Annotated in this window: 15 protein-coding genes, 1 tRNA gene and 1 pseudogene; 5 read left to right on the top strand and 12 right to left on the bottom strand. The window is 25.3% G+C overall.

The window, feature by feature from the left end:
- Positions 1–25 precede the first annotated feature (25 nt).
- Positions 26–1,630: pseudogene (locus EXC47_RS00805) on the top strand (CTP synthase).
- A 14-nt stretch (positions 1,631–1,644) separates the two neighbouring features.
- On the opposite strand, the gene EXC47_RS00800 reads toward EXC47_RS00805, so the two are convergent.
- The 3 genes from EXC47_RS00800 to efp all read right to left on the bottom strand — a co-directional run bounded on the left by EXC47_RS00800 (position 1,645) and on the right by efp (position 2,927).
- A complete protein-coding gene (locus tag EXC47_RS00800; protein WP_129646191.1) occupies positions 1,645–1,989 on the bottom strand; it encodes a hypothetical protein in 345 nt (114 codons plus the stop codon).
- A gap of 69 nt (positions 1,990–2,058) precedes the next feature.
- Positions 2,059–2,361: an MMB_0454 family protein gene (locus EXC47_RS00795; RefSeq protein ID WP_129646189.1), complete on the bottom strand. Its 303-nt coding sequence runs from the start codon at positions 2,359–2,361 to the stop codon at positions 2,059–2,061.
- Positions 2,362–2,363: 2 nt separating this feature from the next.
- The gene (gene efp / locus EXC47_RS00790; protein ID WP_129646187.1) at positions 2,364–2,927 is read right to left on the bottom strand and encodes an elongation factor P; all 564 of its coding nucleotides are present in this window, start codon (positions 2,925–2,927) and stop codon (positions 2,364–2,366) included.
- Between the two features lie 197 nt (positions 2,928–3,124).
- On the opposite strand from efp, the gene EXC47_RS00785 reads away from it, so the two are divergent.
- Positions 3,125–3,982 carry an MAG3090 family protein gene (locus EXC47_RS00785; protein ID WP_129646185.1) on the top strand — a complete coding sequence of 286 codons (858 nt, stop codon included), beginning with the start codon at positions 3,125–3,127 and terminating at the stop codon, positions 3,980–3,982.
- A 57-nt stretch (positions 3,983–4,039) separates the two neighbouring features.
- Here EXC47_RS00785 and EXC47_RS00780 read toward each other — a convergent pair whose 3' ends face one another.
- The 3 genes from EXC47_RS00780 to EXC47_RS00770 all read right to left on the bottom strand — a co-directional run bounded on the left by EXC47_RS00780 (position 4,040) and on the right by EXC47_RS00770 (position 8,270).
- Positions 4,040–4,906 (bottom strand): V-type ATP synthase subunit I domain-containing protein, encoded by an 867-nt coding sequence (locus tag EXC47_RS00780; RefSeq protein ID WP_129646183.1) that lies wholly within the window; start codon positions 4,904–4,906, stop codon positions 4,040–4,042.
- Positions 4,907–5,677: 771 nt separating this feature from the next.
- Positions 5,678–7,162, bottom strand: a complete 1,485-nt coding sequence (locus tag EXC47_RS00775) for a hypothetical protein (RefSeq protein WP_129646181.1) — start codon at positions 7,160–7,162, stop codon at positions 5,678–5,680.
- A gap of 109 nt (positions 7,163–7,271) precedes the next feature.
- On the bottom strand, positions 7,272–8,270 hold the full coding sequence (locus tag EXC47_RS00770; RefSeq protein ID WP_129646179.1) for a TMEM164 family acyltransferase: 999 nt from the start codon (positions 8,268–8,270) through the stop codon (positions 7,272–7,274).
- A 145-nt stretch (positions 8,271–8,415) separates the two neighbouring features.
- Between EXC47_RS00770 and ychF the strand changes: the two genes are divergently transcribed.
- Both ychF and EXC47_RS00760 read left to right on the top strand, forming a co-directional pair.
- Positions 8,416–9,519 (top strand): redox-regulated ATPase YchF, encoded by a 1,104-nt coding sequence (gene ychF, locus EXC47_RS00765; RefSeq protein WP_129646177.1) that lies wholly within the window; start codon positions 8,416–8,418, stop codon positions 9,517–9,519.
- 52 nt (positions 9,520–9,571) lie between these two features.
- A tRNA-Trp gene (locus EXC47_RS00760) sits at positions 9,572–9,645 on the top strand.
- Between the two features lie 50 nt (positions 9,646–9,695).
- Here EXC47_RS00760 and plsY read toward each other — a convergent pair.
- The 4 genes from plsY to deoD form a co-directional block, all read right to left on the bottom strand.
- Positions 9,696–10,424, bottom strand: coding sequence for a glycerol-3-phosphate 1-O-acyltransferase PlsY (plsY, locus tag EXC47_RS00755; protein WP_129646175.1), 729 nt, complete (start codon positions 10,422–10,424; stop codon positions 9,696–9,698).
- A gap of 127 nt (positions 10,425–10,551) precedes the next feature.
- Positions 10,552–11,220: a deoxyribose-phosphate aldolase gene (gene deoC / locus EXC47_RS00750; protein WP_129646173.1), complete on the bottom strand. Its 669-nt coding sequence runs from the start codon at positions 11,218–11,220 to the stop codon at positions 10,552–10,554.
- A gap of 20 nt (positions 11,221–11,240) precedes the next feature.
- On the bottom strand, positions 11,241–12,536 hold the full coding sequence (locus EXC47_RS00745; protein ID WP_129646171.1) for a pyrimidine-nucleoside phosphorylase: 1,296 nt from the start codon (positions 12,534–12,536) through the stop codon (positions 11,241–11,243).
- 34 nt (positions 12,537–12,570) lie between these two features.
- Entirely contained in the window at positions 12,571–13,278 is a 708-nt protein-coding gene (gene deoD / locus EXC47_RS00740) for a purine-nucleoside phosphorylase (RefSeq protein WP_129646169.1), read from the bottom strand.
- Positions 13,279–13,593: 315 nt separating this feature from the next.
- Here deoD and EXC47_RS00735 point away from each other — a divergent pair, with 315 nt between their 5' ends.
- Complete coding sequence (locus EXC47_RS00735) at positions 13,594–14,406, top strand: Cof-type HAD-IIB family hydrolase (protein WP_129646167.1); 813 nt, start codon at positions 13,594–13,596, stop codon at positions 14,404–14,406.
- A gap of 33 nt (positions 14,407–14,439) precedes the next feature.
- Here EXC47_RS00735 and mip read toward each other — a convergent pair whose 3' ends face one another.
- Entirely contained in the window at positions 14,440–17,076 is a 2,637-nt protein-coding gene (gene mip, locus EXC47_RS00730; RefSeq protein ID WP_129646165.1) for an Ig-specific serine endopeptidase MIP, read from the bottom strand.
- Between the two features lie 11 nt (positions 17,077–17,087).
- Positions 17,088–19,484 carry a putative immunoglobulin-blocking virulence protein gene (locus tag EXC47_RS00725; protein WP_129646163.1) on the bottom strand — a complete coding sequence of 799 codons (2,397 nt, stop codon included), beginning with the start codon at positions 19,482–19,484 and terminating at the stop codon, positions 17,088–17,090.
- Positions 19,485–19,564: the final 80 nt, after the last annotated feature.

Genomic DNA, 19,564 nt, shown 5'->3' with positions numbered 1-19,564 from the left:
TTTATTGATATGTAAGAGGAAGAAAATGAAAAAAACAAAATTTATTATTCAAACAGGTGGAGTTATATCTGGTTTAGGCAAAGGTGTTACTTTAGCTAGTATAGGAAATTTATTAAAAGCTCAAGGATTTAGTGTTTTTGTATTAAAATTAGATCCATATTTAAATATTGATCCAGGAGTTATGTCCCCAGTAGAACATGGAGAGGTTTATGTTACATCTGATGGCGGGGAAACAGATCTTGATTTAGGACATTATGAAAGATTTATAGATGTTAAACTAACAAAGGAAAGTAACTTTACATAAGGAAGAATTTATACAAAAGTATTTGAGAAGGAAAGAAAAGGTGAATACAACGGAAAAACTGTTCAAATTGTGCCACATGTTGTAGATGAAATTATAAACATTATTAAAGATTTAGCAATTAAACAAAATTGTGACTTTATGTTAATTGAAGTTGGTGGTACTGTTGGTGACATTGAATCAAACCCATATATTTATGCTATATCAAAATTTAAATCTTTATTTCCAAAACAAGTTATGCTTAGCCATTTAACATTTGTGCCTTATTTAAAGGCTTCTAACGAGTATAAATCAAAGCCATCACAAGTTTCTATAAGTACTTTAAGAGCATTTGGTTTAAATCCAGATTTACTATTATTAAGATCTCAAGGAGAAGTTGATAATAAAATAGTTGAAAAAGTAGCTCAGAGTTCTTTTCTAAATACTAAAAATGTTATAAATGTGCCTGATAAGGCAAATATTTATGAAATACCTTTATATTTAAATAATCAAAATATATTAGAATCTATTTATTATTTTTTTCAAATAAAAAGAAAAATAAAAAACAATGTTTATTCTAAATGGGAAAAATTTGTAAATAAATATAAGAATCAAAATAATAAAATAGTTAATTTATTATTAGTGGGAAAATATACAGAATTAGAAGATGCTTATTTATCTATAATTCATTCTTTGAAAATAGCAGCAGCTCATCAAAATTTAAAACTTAAATATGATTTAATTAATGCTGATAATATTGATTTTAACGTTTTTGATGAAACAATAAAAAAATATAATGGTGTCGTGATACTTCCTGGTTTTGGAATAAGAGGTTTTGAAGCAAAAGTTGAAGTTGCAAAATACACAAGATTAAATAATATACCAACATTAGGAATATGCTTAGGGTTTCAAGCAATGACTGTAGCTCAAGCTAGATTGAAGGGTATAAAAAATGCTACTAGCAAGGAGTTTTTGGAAGAAGGTAAAAATCAAACTTTTGTTTTAACACCTTTTTTTGAAAATGGTGACAAAGATATTTTAGGTGGTACATTAAGATTGGGTGAGCAACCTACAATTGCTAAAAATGGTACATTAGCGAAAAAAATTTATGGAAATGAAATTTTTTACGAAAGACACAGACATCGTTATGAAGTTAATCCAAAATATAGAGAAAAATTGCAAGATGACAATTTTATTTTTTCAGGTGTGCACCCTGAAACAAATGTGGCTGAAATTTGTGAATTAAAAAATCATAAATTTTATTTAGGAGTTCAATATCATCCTGAATTTACAACAAGAGTTTTAACTTCAAACCCATTATTTGATAGCTTCTTAAAATCATTAAAATAAAAATAGGAATAATCCTATTTTTTTGATATTTCTGCATTGACTGAATTTATACTTACAGTAATTTTTGAACTTAAATTATTGTATTGATTTACTGTTGAGTTTGCGTTTTTTTCTAATTTATTGTATTCTTCTTTAAATTTTGTTAAATCTGCATTAACTTTAACATAAACTTCATTTTGATCACCTTTTGCAGTTTTTAATTTAATTAATAAACTTTCTAATGATAATAATTGTGTTTTTGTTTTTTCTTTTTGTTGTGATTGATCTGAATTTCCGTTTGTACATGAAACAGCTACTAATGATAGTGAAAATGTTGAGATAATAACTCCTGCAGCAAATAAATTTTTCTTAAATTTCATTTTTTTCTCCTTTTAAATTAATAAATCTTATTAATAATATCAAAAAAATAAAAAAGCAAAAAAAGCTTTTTAATAATATTCAATAAAACAAACTCTTATTGATGTTGGTTTAATATTTAATAATGATAAATATTGTCTTTGAATTTCATTTTTAATATTTTCTAAACCTTCTTTTAATAAAATATTTCTTTTTACTTTAACATCAACTACAATTTCTACATTATCATGGTTTTTATTAAAAATAATTCTTGGTTTTTGAGCTAATTTAACACCTTTTGTATCACTAACAGCATTTAAAATTAAATCGTTTATTGCTTCTTCAGTTATAAAAAAGTTACATGTGTTTGAAAAAGTTGAAGCTATAAAATTCATAATTATTTACTTGCTCTACCAACGTATTTTCCAGTTTCTGTTGAAACAATAATCTCATCGCCTTGATTAATAAACATAGGTGTTTCTAATTCAAATCCTGTTTCAATAATAACTTTCTTTTGTGGGTTATTAGCAGTGTTTCCTTTAACAGCGTCAGGTGCTTCTGTTACAGTTAAAACAACGTTTGCATCTAATTCAATATCAAGGATTTCTTCCTTATATTTTCTGATTTTTACAATCATACCTTCTTTTAAAAAATTTAATTCTCATTCAACATTTTTAACAGGTATTTCAACTTGTTCATAAGATTCATTATCCATTAATACTATATTAGCGCCATCGTTATATAAGAAACTCATAGGTCTTTTATCAATGTGAGCTTTTGAAACCATAACACCACCAGTATATGATTTTATAGTTGTGCTTCCTGTTCTTAAATTTTTAACTTTTGCCTTAACATTGGCTTGACCTCTACCTTGTTTTGAATGTTGAGCTTCTAAAACTACAAAAATTTCTCCTTCATCTTCGAATGTAATACCTGGTTTGAATGTGTTTACATTTATCATAAATACTCCTTAATTTTTTGAATTTTTCTATTACTAATTAATATGTAATTTTTATATATTTATTATAAATTAAATTTAACAATTAGAAAATATATTTTAACTAAATTATCTATAAAAAAGTAATTTTATAGAAATTAATATATTTTTTTATTTAACTTTTTTATATAATAAGTTTAAAACAAAATAAAAGAGGTATTATGAGAAAAACTGCTCTATTATATGACAAAAATGAATCAATTTTTAATTGAACTATCAAAAATCCAAAACAAGACACATTTTTAGCAAAATTTAAATCTAGAAATGAAGCAATAGAATATTTAATTACAAAAAATGAAGAAATTTATATTGACGTTTTTAATAAAAAAGGCTTTATAGAAGGTGAAATAGTAATTTTTCATAATGAAAAAAATAATAAAATTTTACTAATACCAAATACAATGGATAATGATAATGGTCAATATGAAGATTTTTGCGCAGAATTTGGTATTGATTATTTAACGTTTGCAAAAAGTGATGATTTAAATGAAATAAGGAGAAAATTACATAATATTAAATTTATTGAAGGTGACTCTTTTGATAAATGATTTTTGACGCAAACAGAAATTATAAGAAAAGACAAAAAATATTATATTAGTGGATACGCAAATGATAAAATACTTAGAAATGAACTTGACAAATTATTAAAATTTGAGCAAATAATAGAAAACAAAAGTAAAAAAATAGAAAAAATTAAAAATAATAGAAATAATAAAAATAATGTTTCTTTTTTTATAGATACAAAAGAAGTAAATAATAATTCAAAAAAAGAAAACAATTTAAAGAAAAACGATACTTTAATAGATTTTAACCCTGAAAATAGTGAAACAATAATTTTAGATAAAGAATTTTTAAATGAGAAAAATAATATAGATGTGCAACATAAAAAACAAAAAAATAAAAAATCTAGAATAACAGTTGCTATATTTTCAATATTTTTAATATTGTTAATCTTATCTATAATTGCTTTAGGGATTATTTGATACATAAATCCTGATTTATTTATAGTTACTAAATAATTTTTATATTTTTAAATAAAAAAACACTTTATTTTTTAAAGTGTTTTTATTTTAATATTATTTCTTTTCAGGATCTAATAATAGAAGTAATAATAATACAATAGCAGCTACTGATGATAATGCTAATAATAATGCAATAATTACTAAACCTGGTCTTTTTTGGTTGTAAATATCGTAATTATTAAAGAAATCATCTCTTGTCTTTTTAATTTCAGCTAAAGTTTTATCATTTTCAAGTTGCTTAATAGCTTTTTCTGCTTCTTTTAATAATTCATCAAGTTTTCTTTGAGAAACAGATTTATCATTTTTAATTAATTCAACATATTTATTAATTTCTTCAATAGCTTTAGCTCTTGCATTTTCTAATTCTTCATAGTTTTTTATATCTTCTCTTGCTTTTGCTTCAGCTGATTCTGAATTTGTTTTAACCGCTTCTTTTGTTGTTGCTTTACTATTTTCTGCTTTCGCAACTTTTAAATCATTAATAATTTGAGTTTTTTGATCTGCTGTTAATATTGGATTAGTTTCAACTTCTTTAATTAAGTTATCAAATCTTTCATCTGCTTCAACTTTAGAAACAGGTAATTCGTATAATGATTTAGCGTTTTCTAAGTTATCTAAAACTGTTTTAACCTTAGAAGCATTTTCAATATTATCTTCAAGTTTTTTTAGTTCATTAACTAAAGCTTCTTTTTGCTCTCTTGAAATAACATCTTCTGATGCTGAAAGAATTTTACTAATTTTTGCTTCAATAGCTTTTTTAGCTTCTTCTTTAGCTTTTAATAAATCAGCTGGTTGCATAGCTTCTTTAGCTGATTTATATGCTTCATAAGCATCTTTTATTGAAAAAGTATCATTTTTATCTGTTAAATCTTCAATAATTTTTTTAGCTAAAGCTTCATTTTTACCATATTGTTCTAACACCTGAATAGCTTCTTCATATTTTTTATATTGTTCATCTGTTGGATTATCAAATTCAACACGATCTATTTTTTCTAAATTATTAATTCCTCTAAATATATTATCTATGTCTTTTGCATTTTCTTTTAAAATATTATAAAGTTCTTTTGTGTTGTTTTTGTAATTTTCTTTATCGTAAATTAACCCTTCACTCTTAATTTGATGTTCATCTTTTAATAATTGAGGAATGATTAAATCATTTGTTAATTTTTCATAAGTTTTTTTACTTATATCAAAAATAGCTGGTTTAACTTTTTCTTCATCTTTTATTATTTCAGCTTTAATTGTATTAATTTGTTCTTCGCTTGGATTTGAAATTGAAAAATCAGCTGGTAAATCTAATTTATATTTACCGTCTTCTATTTTTGAAGCTACTTCAGCGATTTTGTTTGCTTCTTCTGAAGATTCAAAACCTGCTAATTTAGCATCTTCTTTTATTTCATTTTCATAATGTTCTAAAGCATCAACAACTTTCGTAGCTTCTGCATTTAATTTATCAAATACTGATAAAGCTTTAACACTATCTAAAAGTGAAATATTTTCACCATTAACAAATTTAGTTAATTTATCAGCAGCTGGGTTACCAATAGCACCGGTTTTTATACTATCTGTTATATATTTTTTAGTATCTAATGCTGATTCAATTAATGAAACGTTATTTAATTCTTTAGCAGCTTCAATATCTTTTATTCATTTATCAATAACATCTGCTAATTCAGGATTAGAAGTTTTTAATTATTCTAACTCTCTCTTTTTCTCTTCAATTTTTGTAGCTAATGCAGCTAATTTATCATTACCATTGATATTTCTAGGTTTAGAAAATTCTCAACCATTTCTATCATATAAAACTGCATAATTATCTCTTGCAAATATTAAATTTGAATTTGTATTAAAGAAACCATTTGCATCTTCTAATTCTTTTGATTTTCATGCGCTTACATTATTGTAATCTTTTTCATAAAACTTACCATTATATGGTTTATTTCTTCCAAAACTATTTCCATTTCTTCATAAATAAATTGTAATAGGTAAATCTTCAGCTTTAAAATTAAATTTTTCAATAAAGTATCTATGACCATTTGTATTTTCATAGTATCTATTTTGAACTTTATTTATGAAATTAAAATGTACTTCTTTTTTACTTTTATCAGCTTCTACAAAATTCAAATCATTATAATTATAAAAATATGATAAAAGATCTTTTGTTCATTTAGCATGATATAAAGGTGTCCCATAATTGCCTAAAGTAAATCATGGGCTACCTTGTATTTTTGAAAAATTATTGTCATCAGCACCATCACCAATTTTTTGTAAAAAGTGATTGTATTGATCGTTTGTACCACTAATATTTCATTTATATAATAAATTAGAAATTTCATCATCATTTGCTAAATTACCAATTAAAATTGTTCAGTTACCAGCTAAACCTACATAATAATTACGATCATTTCATTCGTTTGGATTACCATTAACTTTGATTTTATCTTCAGCATAAAAGTATTTAACTAAATAATTGTGATAGTAGTCAAATTCTTTTAATTTGTTAAATTTAGCATCAGTTCTTGATTTAATAACAGCTGAAAATTTTTCATATGCAGCATTAGCTCTAGTTAAAATATTAACTAATTTTGCATTATCTAAATTATCGCCTGTTTTTATTTCTTGGAATAAAGAATTAGAAGTTGTTTTATATTCTTCAAAAGCTAATTTATATTCTTGATCTTCTAACAAGTCAGTTCTTGAAAATACTCTTAATGAATCAAAACCATTTTTAATTGTTTCATTAATAGAAGCATTTTCAGTTTTTGACATTAAATCATTAAAATATGTACCACCAAATGTAAATGTAATTAATCTACTAAATGCTTCTTTTGATTCATGACCTAATTTTAAAATTTCTTGTCTTACTGAATTATAATTATCAAATGTCATTGTTTCAACTTTTTTATTCAAAAAGTCTATTTGTGATTGAGTCAATCCACCTTCAAAATCGTTTCATGCTTTTGCATTTATTAAGTTTTTAAATTCTTCTTTTTGAGAATTTACATATTCTTGTTTTCAAAGCTCTATAGCTGTTCTTGGTCTGTTTAAAATTTGAACTACGTTTTGTTTTTCAGAATTAGTATTTTCTGTTGTTGTACTTGAAATCATTATTGGAGCAAGTATTGATAAAAAACTTGACCCTACAATGCTTCTTAAAATTAATTTATTTTTGCGCATATTTACCTTCCTATTTTTTAATATAAAAAATACTTATTAATTGTAATACATAATTTATTTTTATTAATAAAAAAATAAAAAAATATTTAAAAAATAAAGAAACTAGTTACTAGATACCTTTGTTTTTTAAATTAAAAGATTTCTTATAAAAAAATCAATATTTAGATTTAGTAAAAATAAATTTTAATTTTCTTGAATTAGCATCTCTAATTATTTTAACTTTACTTAAAAAACTAGAAAGAATAATACAAATTATAAATAAAATAATTCCGATTAATGTTCAGCCTAATAAACTATAAGGTCATTTTGTTAAAACACCTAGTAAATTTTGAAATTCATTGTATTCATTAATTCCTAAATATCAATAGTTTGAAACAATTTTAAATCTTTGTTCAAAATCATTTGGATAAATGTAGATTGCTACATTATATGTTATTAAATTTATTAAAAACATAAATATTCCAATTAATAATGAAATAGATAATGATATTAAAGTATCTTTTAAAGTATATTTTGGATTAACAATAATTCACAATAATATAATCATAAAAACAACATATCCATGTGCTAATATATAATCTCAATACCATCAACTATCAAAACCAGAATAATTATATAAACCAGGAATTATAGTTGCAACAACACCTGCTAAAAAACCTAAATAAGCAAAATACTTTACTAAGTTTAATTTGTATGTGATTAAAGAAAAAGCTATAAATAGTAATATTATTCTGCAAAAATGTAAAGGTATAAATTCTCACAATTTTGATTTTACAATATTATCAATTGGGTCTATTTTATAGTCATTTGTTCCGTAAATTTCTATAAATAAAAAAGTAATACTTCTTAAACAAATAAAAAATAAAGTTATTCAACCAATTAGTTTTCAAAAATTCTTCTTTTTTAAACCTAATATTTTTTGCTTTCTTTTATATGAATTTCTTATAGGTATTCTAAATAAAAAAATTAAAAAAGAACTAATATAAATTAAAGTAAAAAATAATACATAAAATCCTATAGAATAACTATTTTGAATAAATGATAATGTCCCATGAACATTTTTATACATTTCTTGGATAAAAAAAGGCGATTGAAAAAACTTATTCATTTTGTTCTCCTAAAAAAAGAAAATTTAAATAATTAACAATAAAATTTTAATAAAAAAATGTAAGTAATAAAATATTTTAAAAATATTACTTAATATATAATATATGTTATAAATACAATTAATGTTATTTTATTAAGGAGTTATTATGTCATTAAAAGCAGGTATTGTTGGTTTGCCAAATGTTGGTAAAAGCACTCTTTTTAGCGCATTAACAAAACATCAAGTTGAAGCGTCAAATTATGCTTTTACAACAATTGATCCAAATATAAGTAGTGTAGCTTTAAAAGATGAAAGATTAACTAATTTAGCTAAAATAGTAAATCCTGAAAAAATAATTCCAGCTACCTTTGATTTTGTTGATATCGCAGGTTTAGTTAAAGGTGCTTCAAGAGGCGAAGGATTAGGAAATAAATTTTTAGCAAATATTAGAGAAGTTGATGCTATTATTCATGTTGTTAGATGCTTTACAAATAAAGACATTATGCATGTTGCAAATGAAATTAATCCTGTTAATGATAAAAATGTTATTAATTTGGAATTAATGCTAGCTGATTTAGAAACTATAAATAATGTTCTTTCAAGAATAACAAAAAAAGCAAAAAGTGGCGATAAAATAGCTTTATTTGAATACAATTTTGTTCTAAAGCTAAAAGAAACTTTAGAAAAGGAAATGCCTATTCGTTCAGTTATAGATAGTTTAAATGATGAAGAATTAAAATTACTAAAAAATTATCATTTAATAAGTGCAAAACCGATGATTTATGTGGCTAATTTATCAAGTGAACAAATTATTAATTATAATGATGATCCTATGTTTTTAGCTTTAAAAAATTCTATGGTTAATAATGAAAAAATTATTCCAATTAGCGTTCAATTAGAAGCAGAATTAATTCAAATGAATGATAATGAAGCTAAAGAATGATTAACTTCTTACAATATTAAATATAGTGGATTAGATATTTTAACAAGAGAAGCTTTTGATTTATTAAAATTAAGAACATATTTTACAGCCGGCGTTGTTGAAGTAAGAGCATGAGTATTCAAAGATGGTATGCAAGCTCCTGCATGTGCTGGAATAATTCATACAGACTTTGAGAAAAAATTTATAAAAGCAGATATTATTTCATATGAAGATTTTATAAATTATAATGGTGAAGCAGGTGTTAAAGCAGCTGGAAAAATAAGAAGCGAAGGAAAAAACTATGTTATGAAAGATGGCGATATATGCCACTTTAAATTTGGAAAATAGTTTTTATTAATTAAAAATTAAATTCAAAAAAGCCTATGAAATAGGCTATTATGGGAGTTTAGTATAATGGTAGTACTGCAGTCTCCAAAACTGCTTGCAAGGGTTCGATTCCTTTAACTCCTGCCATATCAATTTAGATTGAATATAATATAAAAAAATAACCATTACGGTTATTTTTATTTTTTTCTAGAAGAAGAAAATTTATTTTCTGTTTTATTTATTAATCTTTTTATATTTGAATGGTGGGCAATAACAGTAATAATTGCAGAAATGGTATAAATAATTGGGCTTACATATCAATATGAAGCAACTTTATTAAAACTATTTACTAATTCAACATTGTTAAATCAATACCCTAATATTCCATTTATTGTTCAAGGAATAAAAACAAAAGGAATTAAAATAATAGCTGATATTATAGAACCTAGTGAAACATATTTTGTTTTAATAACTATTAAAAAGAAAACAATTGCAGCAATTATTAATAATAAAATATTAATAGTCATAAATAATCCAATTGTGCAAGCTACTCCTTTTCCACCTTTAAATTTAAAGTAAATAGGATATATATGACCTATAACTATACCTAAAGCTAAAGATTGTGGTGAAACAAAAATATTGTTTATTCTCAATTCAATAAAAATATTAACATGATTTAATAAAATTATAGTTATAAGCGTCGGAATAATTACTTTTAATAAATCAGAAAAAAATATTAATAAGGCTATTTTTTTTCCATATGTTCTTAATGCATTTGTTGCTCCAGCATTGCCGCTATTATGTGTTCTTATATCATCTTTAATAAAAAATTTAGTAATAATAATAGAAGTGTTAAAAGAACCAACAAATAAATAGCCTATTACAAATAAGCCTAAATTAATAAGTATTGAATATAAAATTTGCATATAATTATTTTACAATAATTTTAATTTTAATCTTTTATAAAGTTAATATAAAAAAACACTTTTTTAAAAAAGTGTTTTAATTATTTTTTTAACAAAAAGAATTATTTTAAAATTATTTTAGTAAAAATTAGTATCCTTCAGATGAAGTTTTACCTTCAACAATAGCTATTGATCTACTTGTTCCAAAACGAGTAGCACCATACTCATTCATTTTTATCATATCATCTTTATTTGAGATACCACCTGCGGCTTTAATTAATAATTTGTCGCCGCATACACTTTTCATAATTTTAACATCTTCGAAAGAAGCTCCTCTTGTGGATGTACCAGTACTTGTTTTAATAAATTCAGCACCTGATGCCATAACAATTTCTGTAGCTTTTTTAATTTCTTCTTCTGTAAGTAAGGCTGTTTCGATAATTACTTTAAGAACGTTTTTACCACATGCTGCTTTAACTGCTTTAATATCGTTTAAAACGTACTCGTAATCACCTTCTTTCATTTTACCAATTTGAATAACCATATCAATTTCATCAGCACCTGCTTTTATAGCTTCTGATGCTTCATATGCTTTACATTGTGTTAACATAGCACCTAATGGAAAACCTATAACTGAAGTAATCCCAACAGATGTGCCTTTTAATTGTTCCTTTGCATAAGGAACATATGATGAGTTAACACAAATTGTTTTAAAATCATATTGTTTAGCTTCTGCAATTAATTTATCTATATCTTTTTTAGTTGCATCAGCTTTTAAATATGTATGATCTATCATTTTGTTTCAATTTGTTGACATATTCTCTCCTAAATTTTAAATTAACTTAATTTATCTATAATAATTGTATTTTCAACTGTTTTATCTGATATTTTGTAAGCTTTCGCTAATTCATCTACTAATTTTTTATCGATTTCAGTTGATGAATATAATGTAAATAATTTCTCACCTTTATTTACTTTTTCATTTGTTTTACGATTTAATGTAATACCTGCTTCAAAATCTATTGAATCTTCTTTTGTTGCTCTACCAGCTCCTAATTTCATAGCTACAATACCGAATGTTAAAGCATCAAAAATATCTAAATATCCTTCTTTATCAGAGATAATTTCTAATTTATATTTTGGATTTCAGAATTTAGAATCTTTTAATTTAGAAACATCTCCTCCTTGTAATTCTACAAATTCATAGAATTTTTCAAGTGCTTTTCCATTTTTAATAACTTCTTCAACCATTTTATGACCTTCTTCATAGGTTTTAGCAATTTTTGCTTGCATTAAAATAGTTGCACATGATGAATAAACTAATTCATTAAAATCTGCTGGTCCTTTTCCTTCAAGTGTTCATATAGCTTCAAGAACCTCGTTTTTATTACCAATTTCACGACCAATTGGTCTAGACATATTTGTGATTTCAGCACGTACATCAACACCTAATTCTTTACCAATTGAAATCATTGTTTTAGCTAGTTCTCTAGCTTCTTCAGGTGTTTTCATAAATGCACCATTACCGCATTTAACATCCAATAGAATAGCATCACTACCTGTAGCTAATTTTTTAGACATAATACTTGAAGCTATTAATGGAACACTTTGAACGCAACTTGTTACATCTCTTAACGCATAAAGTTTTTTATCAGCAGGAACTAATGATTTTGATTGACCAATAACAGCAATTTTGTGTTGACTAACTTGTTTTTTAAATTGTTCATCAGTCAATTCAACGTTAAAACCTGGTATTGATTCTAATTTATCAATTGTACCACCAGTATGTCCTAAACCACGACCTGACATTTTAGCAACAGGTGCTCCACAAGCTGCTACAATTGGAGCAACTGCTAGTGTTGTTTTATCACCAACACCACCTGTTGAATGTTTATCTACTTTTATGCCAGGTATTTCACTTAAATCCATAACATCACCAGAATGCATCATTACTTTTGTAAAATATGCTAATTCTGCGCTTTTCATCCCTTGAAACATAACAGCCATAATAAATGCTGCCATTTGGTAATCGGGAGTTTTACCTTCTACATATGTACCTAATAAAAAGTCTATTTCGTCTTTTGTTAATTCTAGTCCATGTCTTTTTTTCTCAATTAAATCAACAACACGCATAGCGTTGTCCTCCTAAATCGTTTTTTGATTATAACTATAATTCAGAAATGCCTAAAGCTATTTTCATCATATTTTTGAAAGCAGTTTGTCTTTCTTCAGGTGTTGTTTCTTCATGTGTAATTAAGTTATCACTAACTGTTAATAAACATGCAGCTTGTTTACCTGTAGCTTCAGCATTTGTAAATAAAGCATATGATTCCATTTCAACACATTGTGAAGCAGATTCTTTAATTCTTTGTTCAAGTGGAACTACTGAATAAAATACATCTGATGAATGTGTTCTAACTTCTGTAACTGGAATGTCTAATTTTTTAGCAATTGACATAATTTCTGAGTTTAATTTTGCACTTGGTTTAGCAATTTGACTTTCGTCTCCTAAAGCTAATCTTCTGTAAGCGTTACCATCTGAATAAGCTTCAGAAACTAAAACTGTATCATAAAGTTTTAAATCAGCTGTATAAGCACCTGTAGTACCAATTCTAATAATTTTGTCTACATCATAAAATTTAAATAATTCGTAACTATAAATACCTATTGATGGACAACCCATACCACTACCAGCAACTGTTACTGGGTGTCCTTTATATGTACCTGTGTACATAAACATATTTCTAACTGTATTTACTAATTCGTAACCTTCGTCTAAAAAGTTTTCTGCTATATATTTAGCTCTTAATGGATCACCAGGCATTAAAACTACCTTAGCGATTTTGCCTTTTTCAGCATGAATGTGTGGTGTCATAATATTTCTCCTTAAAAATAAATTTAAATTAATATTTTAGATATGCTTAACAAATAGAAATCTGATATTGTGCGATTTATGTATTACTAGTTAAGCTAGTTTAAATATTAAAAATAAATAAACTACAATATTATTTTATCATATAGTAATTTTATATATAGTATTAATATTTATATTATTGGCAATAATATGATAAAAATAAATTCTTTTTAAAAAAAATATTTTTTTCCTTTGAAAATTGAAAATTATATCTAAAATTAATTAGGCACTTTTTGTTAAGTTATAAAAAATAATATATTTAAAAAGGAGAAAAAAATGAGCAAAAAAGCAGTTGTATTTAGCGATGTAGATGGTACATTATATGCAAGAGATACATATGTATCAAACTTTAATTTAGATATTATTAAAAGTAGCAATTTAAGTTTTAATATTGCTACAGGTAATCCAATTTGTCCTAGAATGATTAAATTAGCAAAATTAGTTAATGCTGATTATATTATCGGTAGTTCAGGAGCACAAATTTTTGATTACAAACATAATAAGTTTATTAAAGAAGACTTAATTGAAAAAGAAACAGTTAAAAAAATATTTAAACTTTTTAAAGAAAATAATATTCCTGCAGCAGCATGAAGTAGTAAAGTATTTTACATTTTTAGAGAAGAAGAAAAAGAATTCTTAAATAAAATTTATTTTAGATATGAAACTTTTGACCAATTTACCTTATATAAAGGCGAAGAAGATATTGAAGATGTAGCAAAAATTGAAGTTTATTTTGAACACATTCAAAACATTGATTCATTGATTGAAGACCTTAAAAAATTAAATTGTAAACTAATTAAAACACATATGAATTTAGAAATTTTACCAATTGGTGAAAGTAAGGGCAAGGCTATTGTTTGAATGCTTGAAAATGTTTTAACTAACTATAATAAAGACGAAATAATGGTTATCGGTGATAGTGAAAATGATTTTTCAATGTTTAAAAGATTTAACTACTCATATGTTATGGATAATGCCAAAGATGAAGTTAAAAAAGAGGCAAACTTTATAACAAAAGCTGTACAAGAACATGGTCTAGGATATGCAATTCAAGACTATTTAGAAAAATTTGAAAAAATGCAAAAATAAAAAAGTTAGCTTAATTTGCTAACTTTTTATTAATTATTTTTTAAAAATAAATTCAGAAGGTATTTCATTTATATTTTCAAAAAGAGCTGTTTTAAAGTCGTTTCCGTAAAGTTTTTGTAATTCTTCACGATAAGAAGTTTTTTGATCTTTTCCACCACCATATATTACATCATATTGAGGTAAATTATAGTTTCCAAATAGACCCTCATAGTTAAAACCTTCTGATCTAATAGCTTCTGTTAAACCAGCGTGAGCAAAATAATTTGAAACATGGAATAATCCAACAATTTTATTGTTCTGAGTTCTAACACTTGAACCACTAGCTCCACCACCAGGGGTATAACGGTCTATATTATAAGCTAATGAAGCATTATAATATTTTTGTCCATCATTAGATTTATATAAATCTTTACCAAATTTTGGACTTGATATAAAACTATCTATAATACCATGCTTATTTTTAAAAGTACGGTAGTTTAAGTTATATCCTAATCCTGAACCTTTATTTAAGTTTTTTATTAATTCTTCATCATTTGCATCATAAGCAAATTTATATCAACTATGCTTTGCATTTGTTCATATGCTATATGTATATTTACTTGCTGAATAATCACGTTCATCTTCATATTGATCAAGATAATAATCAAAGAAGTTATGAGTTTTAAGAGAATCTGTAAGAGGGTATCCTAAAGCGTACAACATATCATAATTATCTAAATTAGATTCAACTTTGCTAAAGTTAATTTTATTATAATTATTTAAATAATCATAATTTATAAAACCTATTTTATTATCCGAATTGTAGTAATTATTTGTTATTGTTTTAATATAATCATCTAAATTTTCATAAAATGAATAATCATCTTTTGTAAGCTTATTAAAATCTAACTCAAAAATAGCAATATCAATAAATTCTTTTTCTTTAATTGCTGGATTATTTAGTCAATCTTTTGGATCTTGTTTTAAATAATCTCTTCCTGATCAAACAACTTTAAAAATATTAGGTTTAAATGAAAAGTGTGAAAAGTTAACTGTATCAATTGTTGTAGTTTGCAATTTTTTACCAATAGACTTATAATTAAGTCTTGTCATTCCAAAACCTGAAAAGCTATTTGGAATAATGCCATCTGTAACATGCAAGTTTGTAGCAAAATAGAATTTCTTAGGTTGACCACCATCTTTTGGCTTTTCATAATCAATTATAAAAGCTGTGCCTGAATTACTACTTGAACTTCTTAAATTATCTTTAAGTCTTCATAATTCATTAGCTTCTTTAATAGCTTCAGTCATTTTTGTTTTAATTTCACTGCTTAAACTAGTTGCTTTAAGTTTTTCAATCATTTTATTTTGAAATTTGATTAAATGTGGTTTTCAAATAGTTCCTCAAACTATATCATCATCAACTCTTCTAAATAAACTTGTTTTTTCAGAATTATTTTGATCAGTAACATAAAGTCTAATATGACCTTTGCCATCTTGATATTCTGATAAATCAGAAAGATTACCGCCATTTTCAACATATTTGTCTCTAATTAATTGAGTTACTAATTTATTTATAAAAATTTGAATATTACCTAAATCTCTAATAAAACCGTTTTCTGGTTTTATTTTTTCTCAATTGGATGTAAATTTATTTTTTATAGTTACATCCTTAAGATGAGAAATCATATCAGAAAATTCCTCTTCATATTTAAATACTTCTTCTAAAACTTTTTTATCTTCATCTCTATCATTAGGAACAAAAGCATTATTAAAAGTAATTGAATATGAATGAAGCCCAGCTTGAGCGTAAGTTTCATTAGTTATTGTTCTAGCTAAACCGTGATTTTTATGTCTTTCGCTTTCAGATAAACCAAAATTATCATATCAATTTGAAATTTGTGGATTAGGAATATTAGGATGAATTAATTCTTTTGAATTATCACTTTTATTTTTAGGTAAAGCTTGCCCTAATAATAAAGCTTCCTGGTAACTAGGTAATCCTAATTTTTCAGCTTTTCTATTGTATTCGATTATTTCTTCATCAGATAAATTAGAAACATATTCATTATTTGATCTGAATCTTTCAAAAACATTCTTAACTTTATCAAAATCATGTCTTCATTTATCAGCATCACTTTTATCAATATATTTATCTATATCATTTGGTTCTGATCCTTGATCTGAAAAAATAGGAATAATAGGATTTGATTCTACTTTAAAACCATTTAAAGTGTAAATTTTTCTATTTCCATTAATATCAACAGTAAATTCCACTTCAGTATTACTTATCGCATTAGCGTAAAGAACTTTTATATCTAATTTAGAATCAACTGGTTCAATAGGAAAATCTCCATAAGTTTCTTCAAATTGTTTTGTTGTTTTTGAATTTCAAGTACCTTCAAAATTGTGACCGAAATTAAAAACTTGATCTCAACGTTTGCCTTTTATAAAATCAGCTGCCTGTTTAGTAGAATATTTATCCGAACTTATAGAAGATGATCCGGCTCCTGGATTTAATGTTTCGTTTTTACCTTTTTCTGGTTTAGATGGATTAGTTTTATCAGATAATTTTTTTTCTTTATTATTCTTTTGATCTTTATCTACTAAATCAGAATTACATGAAGCAGAAATAAAAGAAAAGAATGTTAAACTAGACAAGGGTAAAGTCACTAAAAATTTCTTTTTCATAATTTTCCTTTCTAATTTATTACTATTCCATCATATTTACTTTGGAATTTAACCTTATATCCAGCTGATCTTAATTGACTTTCTAAATCTAAAGCACCTTTTGGAATAATTATTTCAGTATTTGATTTACTAAAGTTTCCATCAGAATATTGAATAAATGTAGAAAGATTTGCTAAACCTGCTGAAGAAAGTCTTTCATCGTCTTTTGTAGGAATAATTCTAATTTTATTTGTAACAGTTCCATTACTAAACATTATTTTAGAACGGGGACTTCTTGATTGTTTTATTAAAACTGTATCAAATTGAGATAAGTTCATTTCAGTAGTTGATATATCAAAAACGCTTGAATTATTATAAAGTTTAATTTTATTTAATTTACGCATTTTAGAAGGATTCTTAATATCATGAAATACCATTCCCATTAATGATTTAATGCTTTTAATACGTGATAAATCAATTCCCATAGGATATGAATTACCGCTAGCATCACGATCAGGTGTTAAACCAGGTCCTCAAGGCCCTTGGAAAATTCTTTCATTGTTTCTTACTCAATAAGCCATTCTTAAACCATCATTAATTTTGCTAAAATCACCAGGGGTTGTATAATCAACAGGATCAAAAGCTAAATTATCAAAAGTAATTCTTGTGTAAATTGTGTCATTTGGATTATAAGAAGATGAAACATTATAGTCAGCCATATTAACTCAAGCTACTTTATTTATTGCTCATGGATTTAAAGCTCAATCATCTGCTAAAGAATTAACTCTATTATTTGTTATTAATGATAATTCATCAATTTCTTTATTCTTAATAGCCAATAGATCAGCTGTATTTTTTGATTCAAAATAAAGTTCTAGCATAGGTAACTTATTTGGTAAAGCACCCATAATATCAAAAAGACTTTGAGTAGCGCCTTTTTTACCAATATTTTTAATACGATATCCTGTAATATCAATTTCTCTTTGCTTAAATCTTTCTATAACTGCCTTTGCATTTTGAAATGCTTTATCTGATTCTAAATCAATTGTTACAACAAGAGCCTTTTCTCTGTCCGCCCCTTCAACTTTATCTTTTCTTGTGTACTCTGTAACATAAATTCCACCTCTATAAGGCATAATTTGACCAAAGCCGTGTTTTTCTCTGAAAAATCTTGTTACATCTTTATCATCTCAATTATGGAATTTTCCTCTTTCAATATCATCAGGACTACGACTTCAAATATCATTGTTTCCTAAAACTCTTTTAACTCTATTATTTCTTCTTATTTCAGCTAAACCTTTATTAACAAGTGGTTCAAATGTAGTAGCTTCTCATTCGCCCTTATCATTAACATATGAATAAACACCATCTGGAACACTATAACCTTGTTTTAAATAGTTTTTAACTCCATCACTTATTTTTGTAATTTTTGTTTGGTCTATGTGCATTATAAGAAGTAAATGACCTAGTTTAACAGTTTGAACTCCACTTCTTGTTGGTCAAGAAAACATTTCTTCTCCATCGTATCATTTATCGAGGTTTCTTAATCCGTCTTCATCTAGATATGGTCTAATTTTTTCTTTTGATTTTAAAAGTCTAAAATATTTAAATCATAAATTACCTAATTGATCTGGAGTATTTCCATCATTATTGAAGTAATTTTGTTTAACTTCTAAACTATCATTGGTAGAAGTTAAAATCTCACGATATGTTGAACCTTTCCCAAAAATGCCATCTTGTCATTTTGCATTTCTAATGATAGTATTAATTGAAGCATTTACATTAGCATCACTATCACCATTGTAAACTTTCCCAACATCTGGAGCTATTTCTGCACGGTAAGGAACTCTATTAGTTATACCTTTATCAATATCTGATTGATCATCGGTTCTAGGTGGTATACGAATAATTTCAGCATAAAATTCAGCACCATTTTTTTCAATTTTTTCTATAGTCTTATTAGGTTTAGGCTCTGGTTTAGGTAAAGAAGAATCTTCAATAACAATTTTATCTTCAGGTGGTTTAATTGGTTCTGGCACTGGTTCAGGTTCAACTTTTGGTGGATCAACTGGTTTAGGCTCAGGTTCTGGTTGAACAATTACAGGAGGCACAACTTCTTTTTCAGGCTCCTTAATTGGTTCAGGTTTTGGTTTTGGTAATTCTGGTGTTTTAATAATAACTTCTGGATCTTTTGGTTTTGGGGTTTCATTTTCCTTTAATGTTCCATCACTATTACTTATTCTATTATTTGTTGTATTAAAATTATCATCAGTTGCTACATTAGGTTTTAAACTTGGTCTTGATAAAACTCTTAATGAGCTAGAACTATCAGCTACTTTAAAATAAAATAATGATCCTACAGTAGCTGCTGTAGCTACTGTTCCTAAAATCATAGTTGTATAAAATGTTGCTTTACGTGTACTTTTCATATCAACTCCTTATCACTTAATTTAACTAGCTTTTATATATAATATATATAAACTTATTATATTTTTATTATATCACTATA

This window comes from Mycoplasmopsis maculosa (assembly GCF_900660665.1).
Taxonomy (GTDB): domain Bacteria; phylum Bacillota_I; class Bacilli_A; order Mycoplasmatales; family Metamycoplasmataceae; genus Mycoplasmopsis; species Mycoplasmopsis maculosa.
This window is presented reverse-complemented; position numbering and strand designations above follow the sequence as displayed.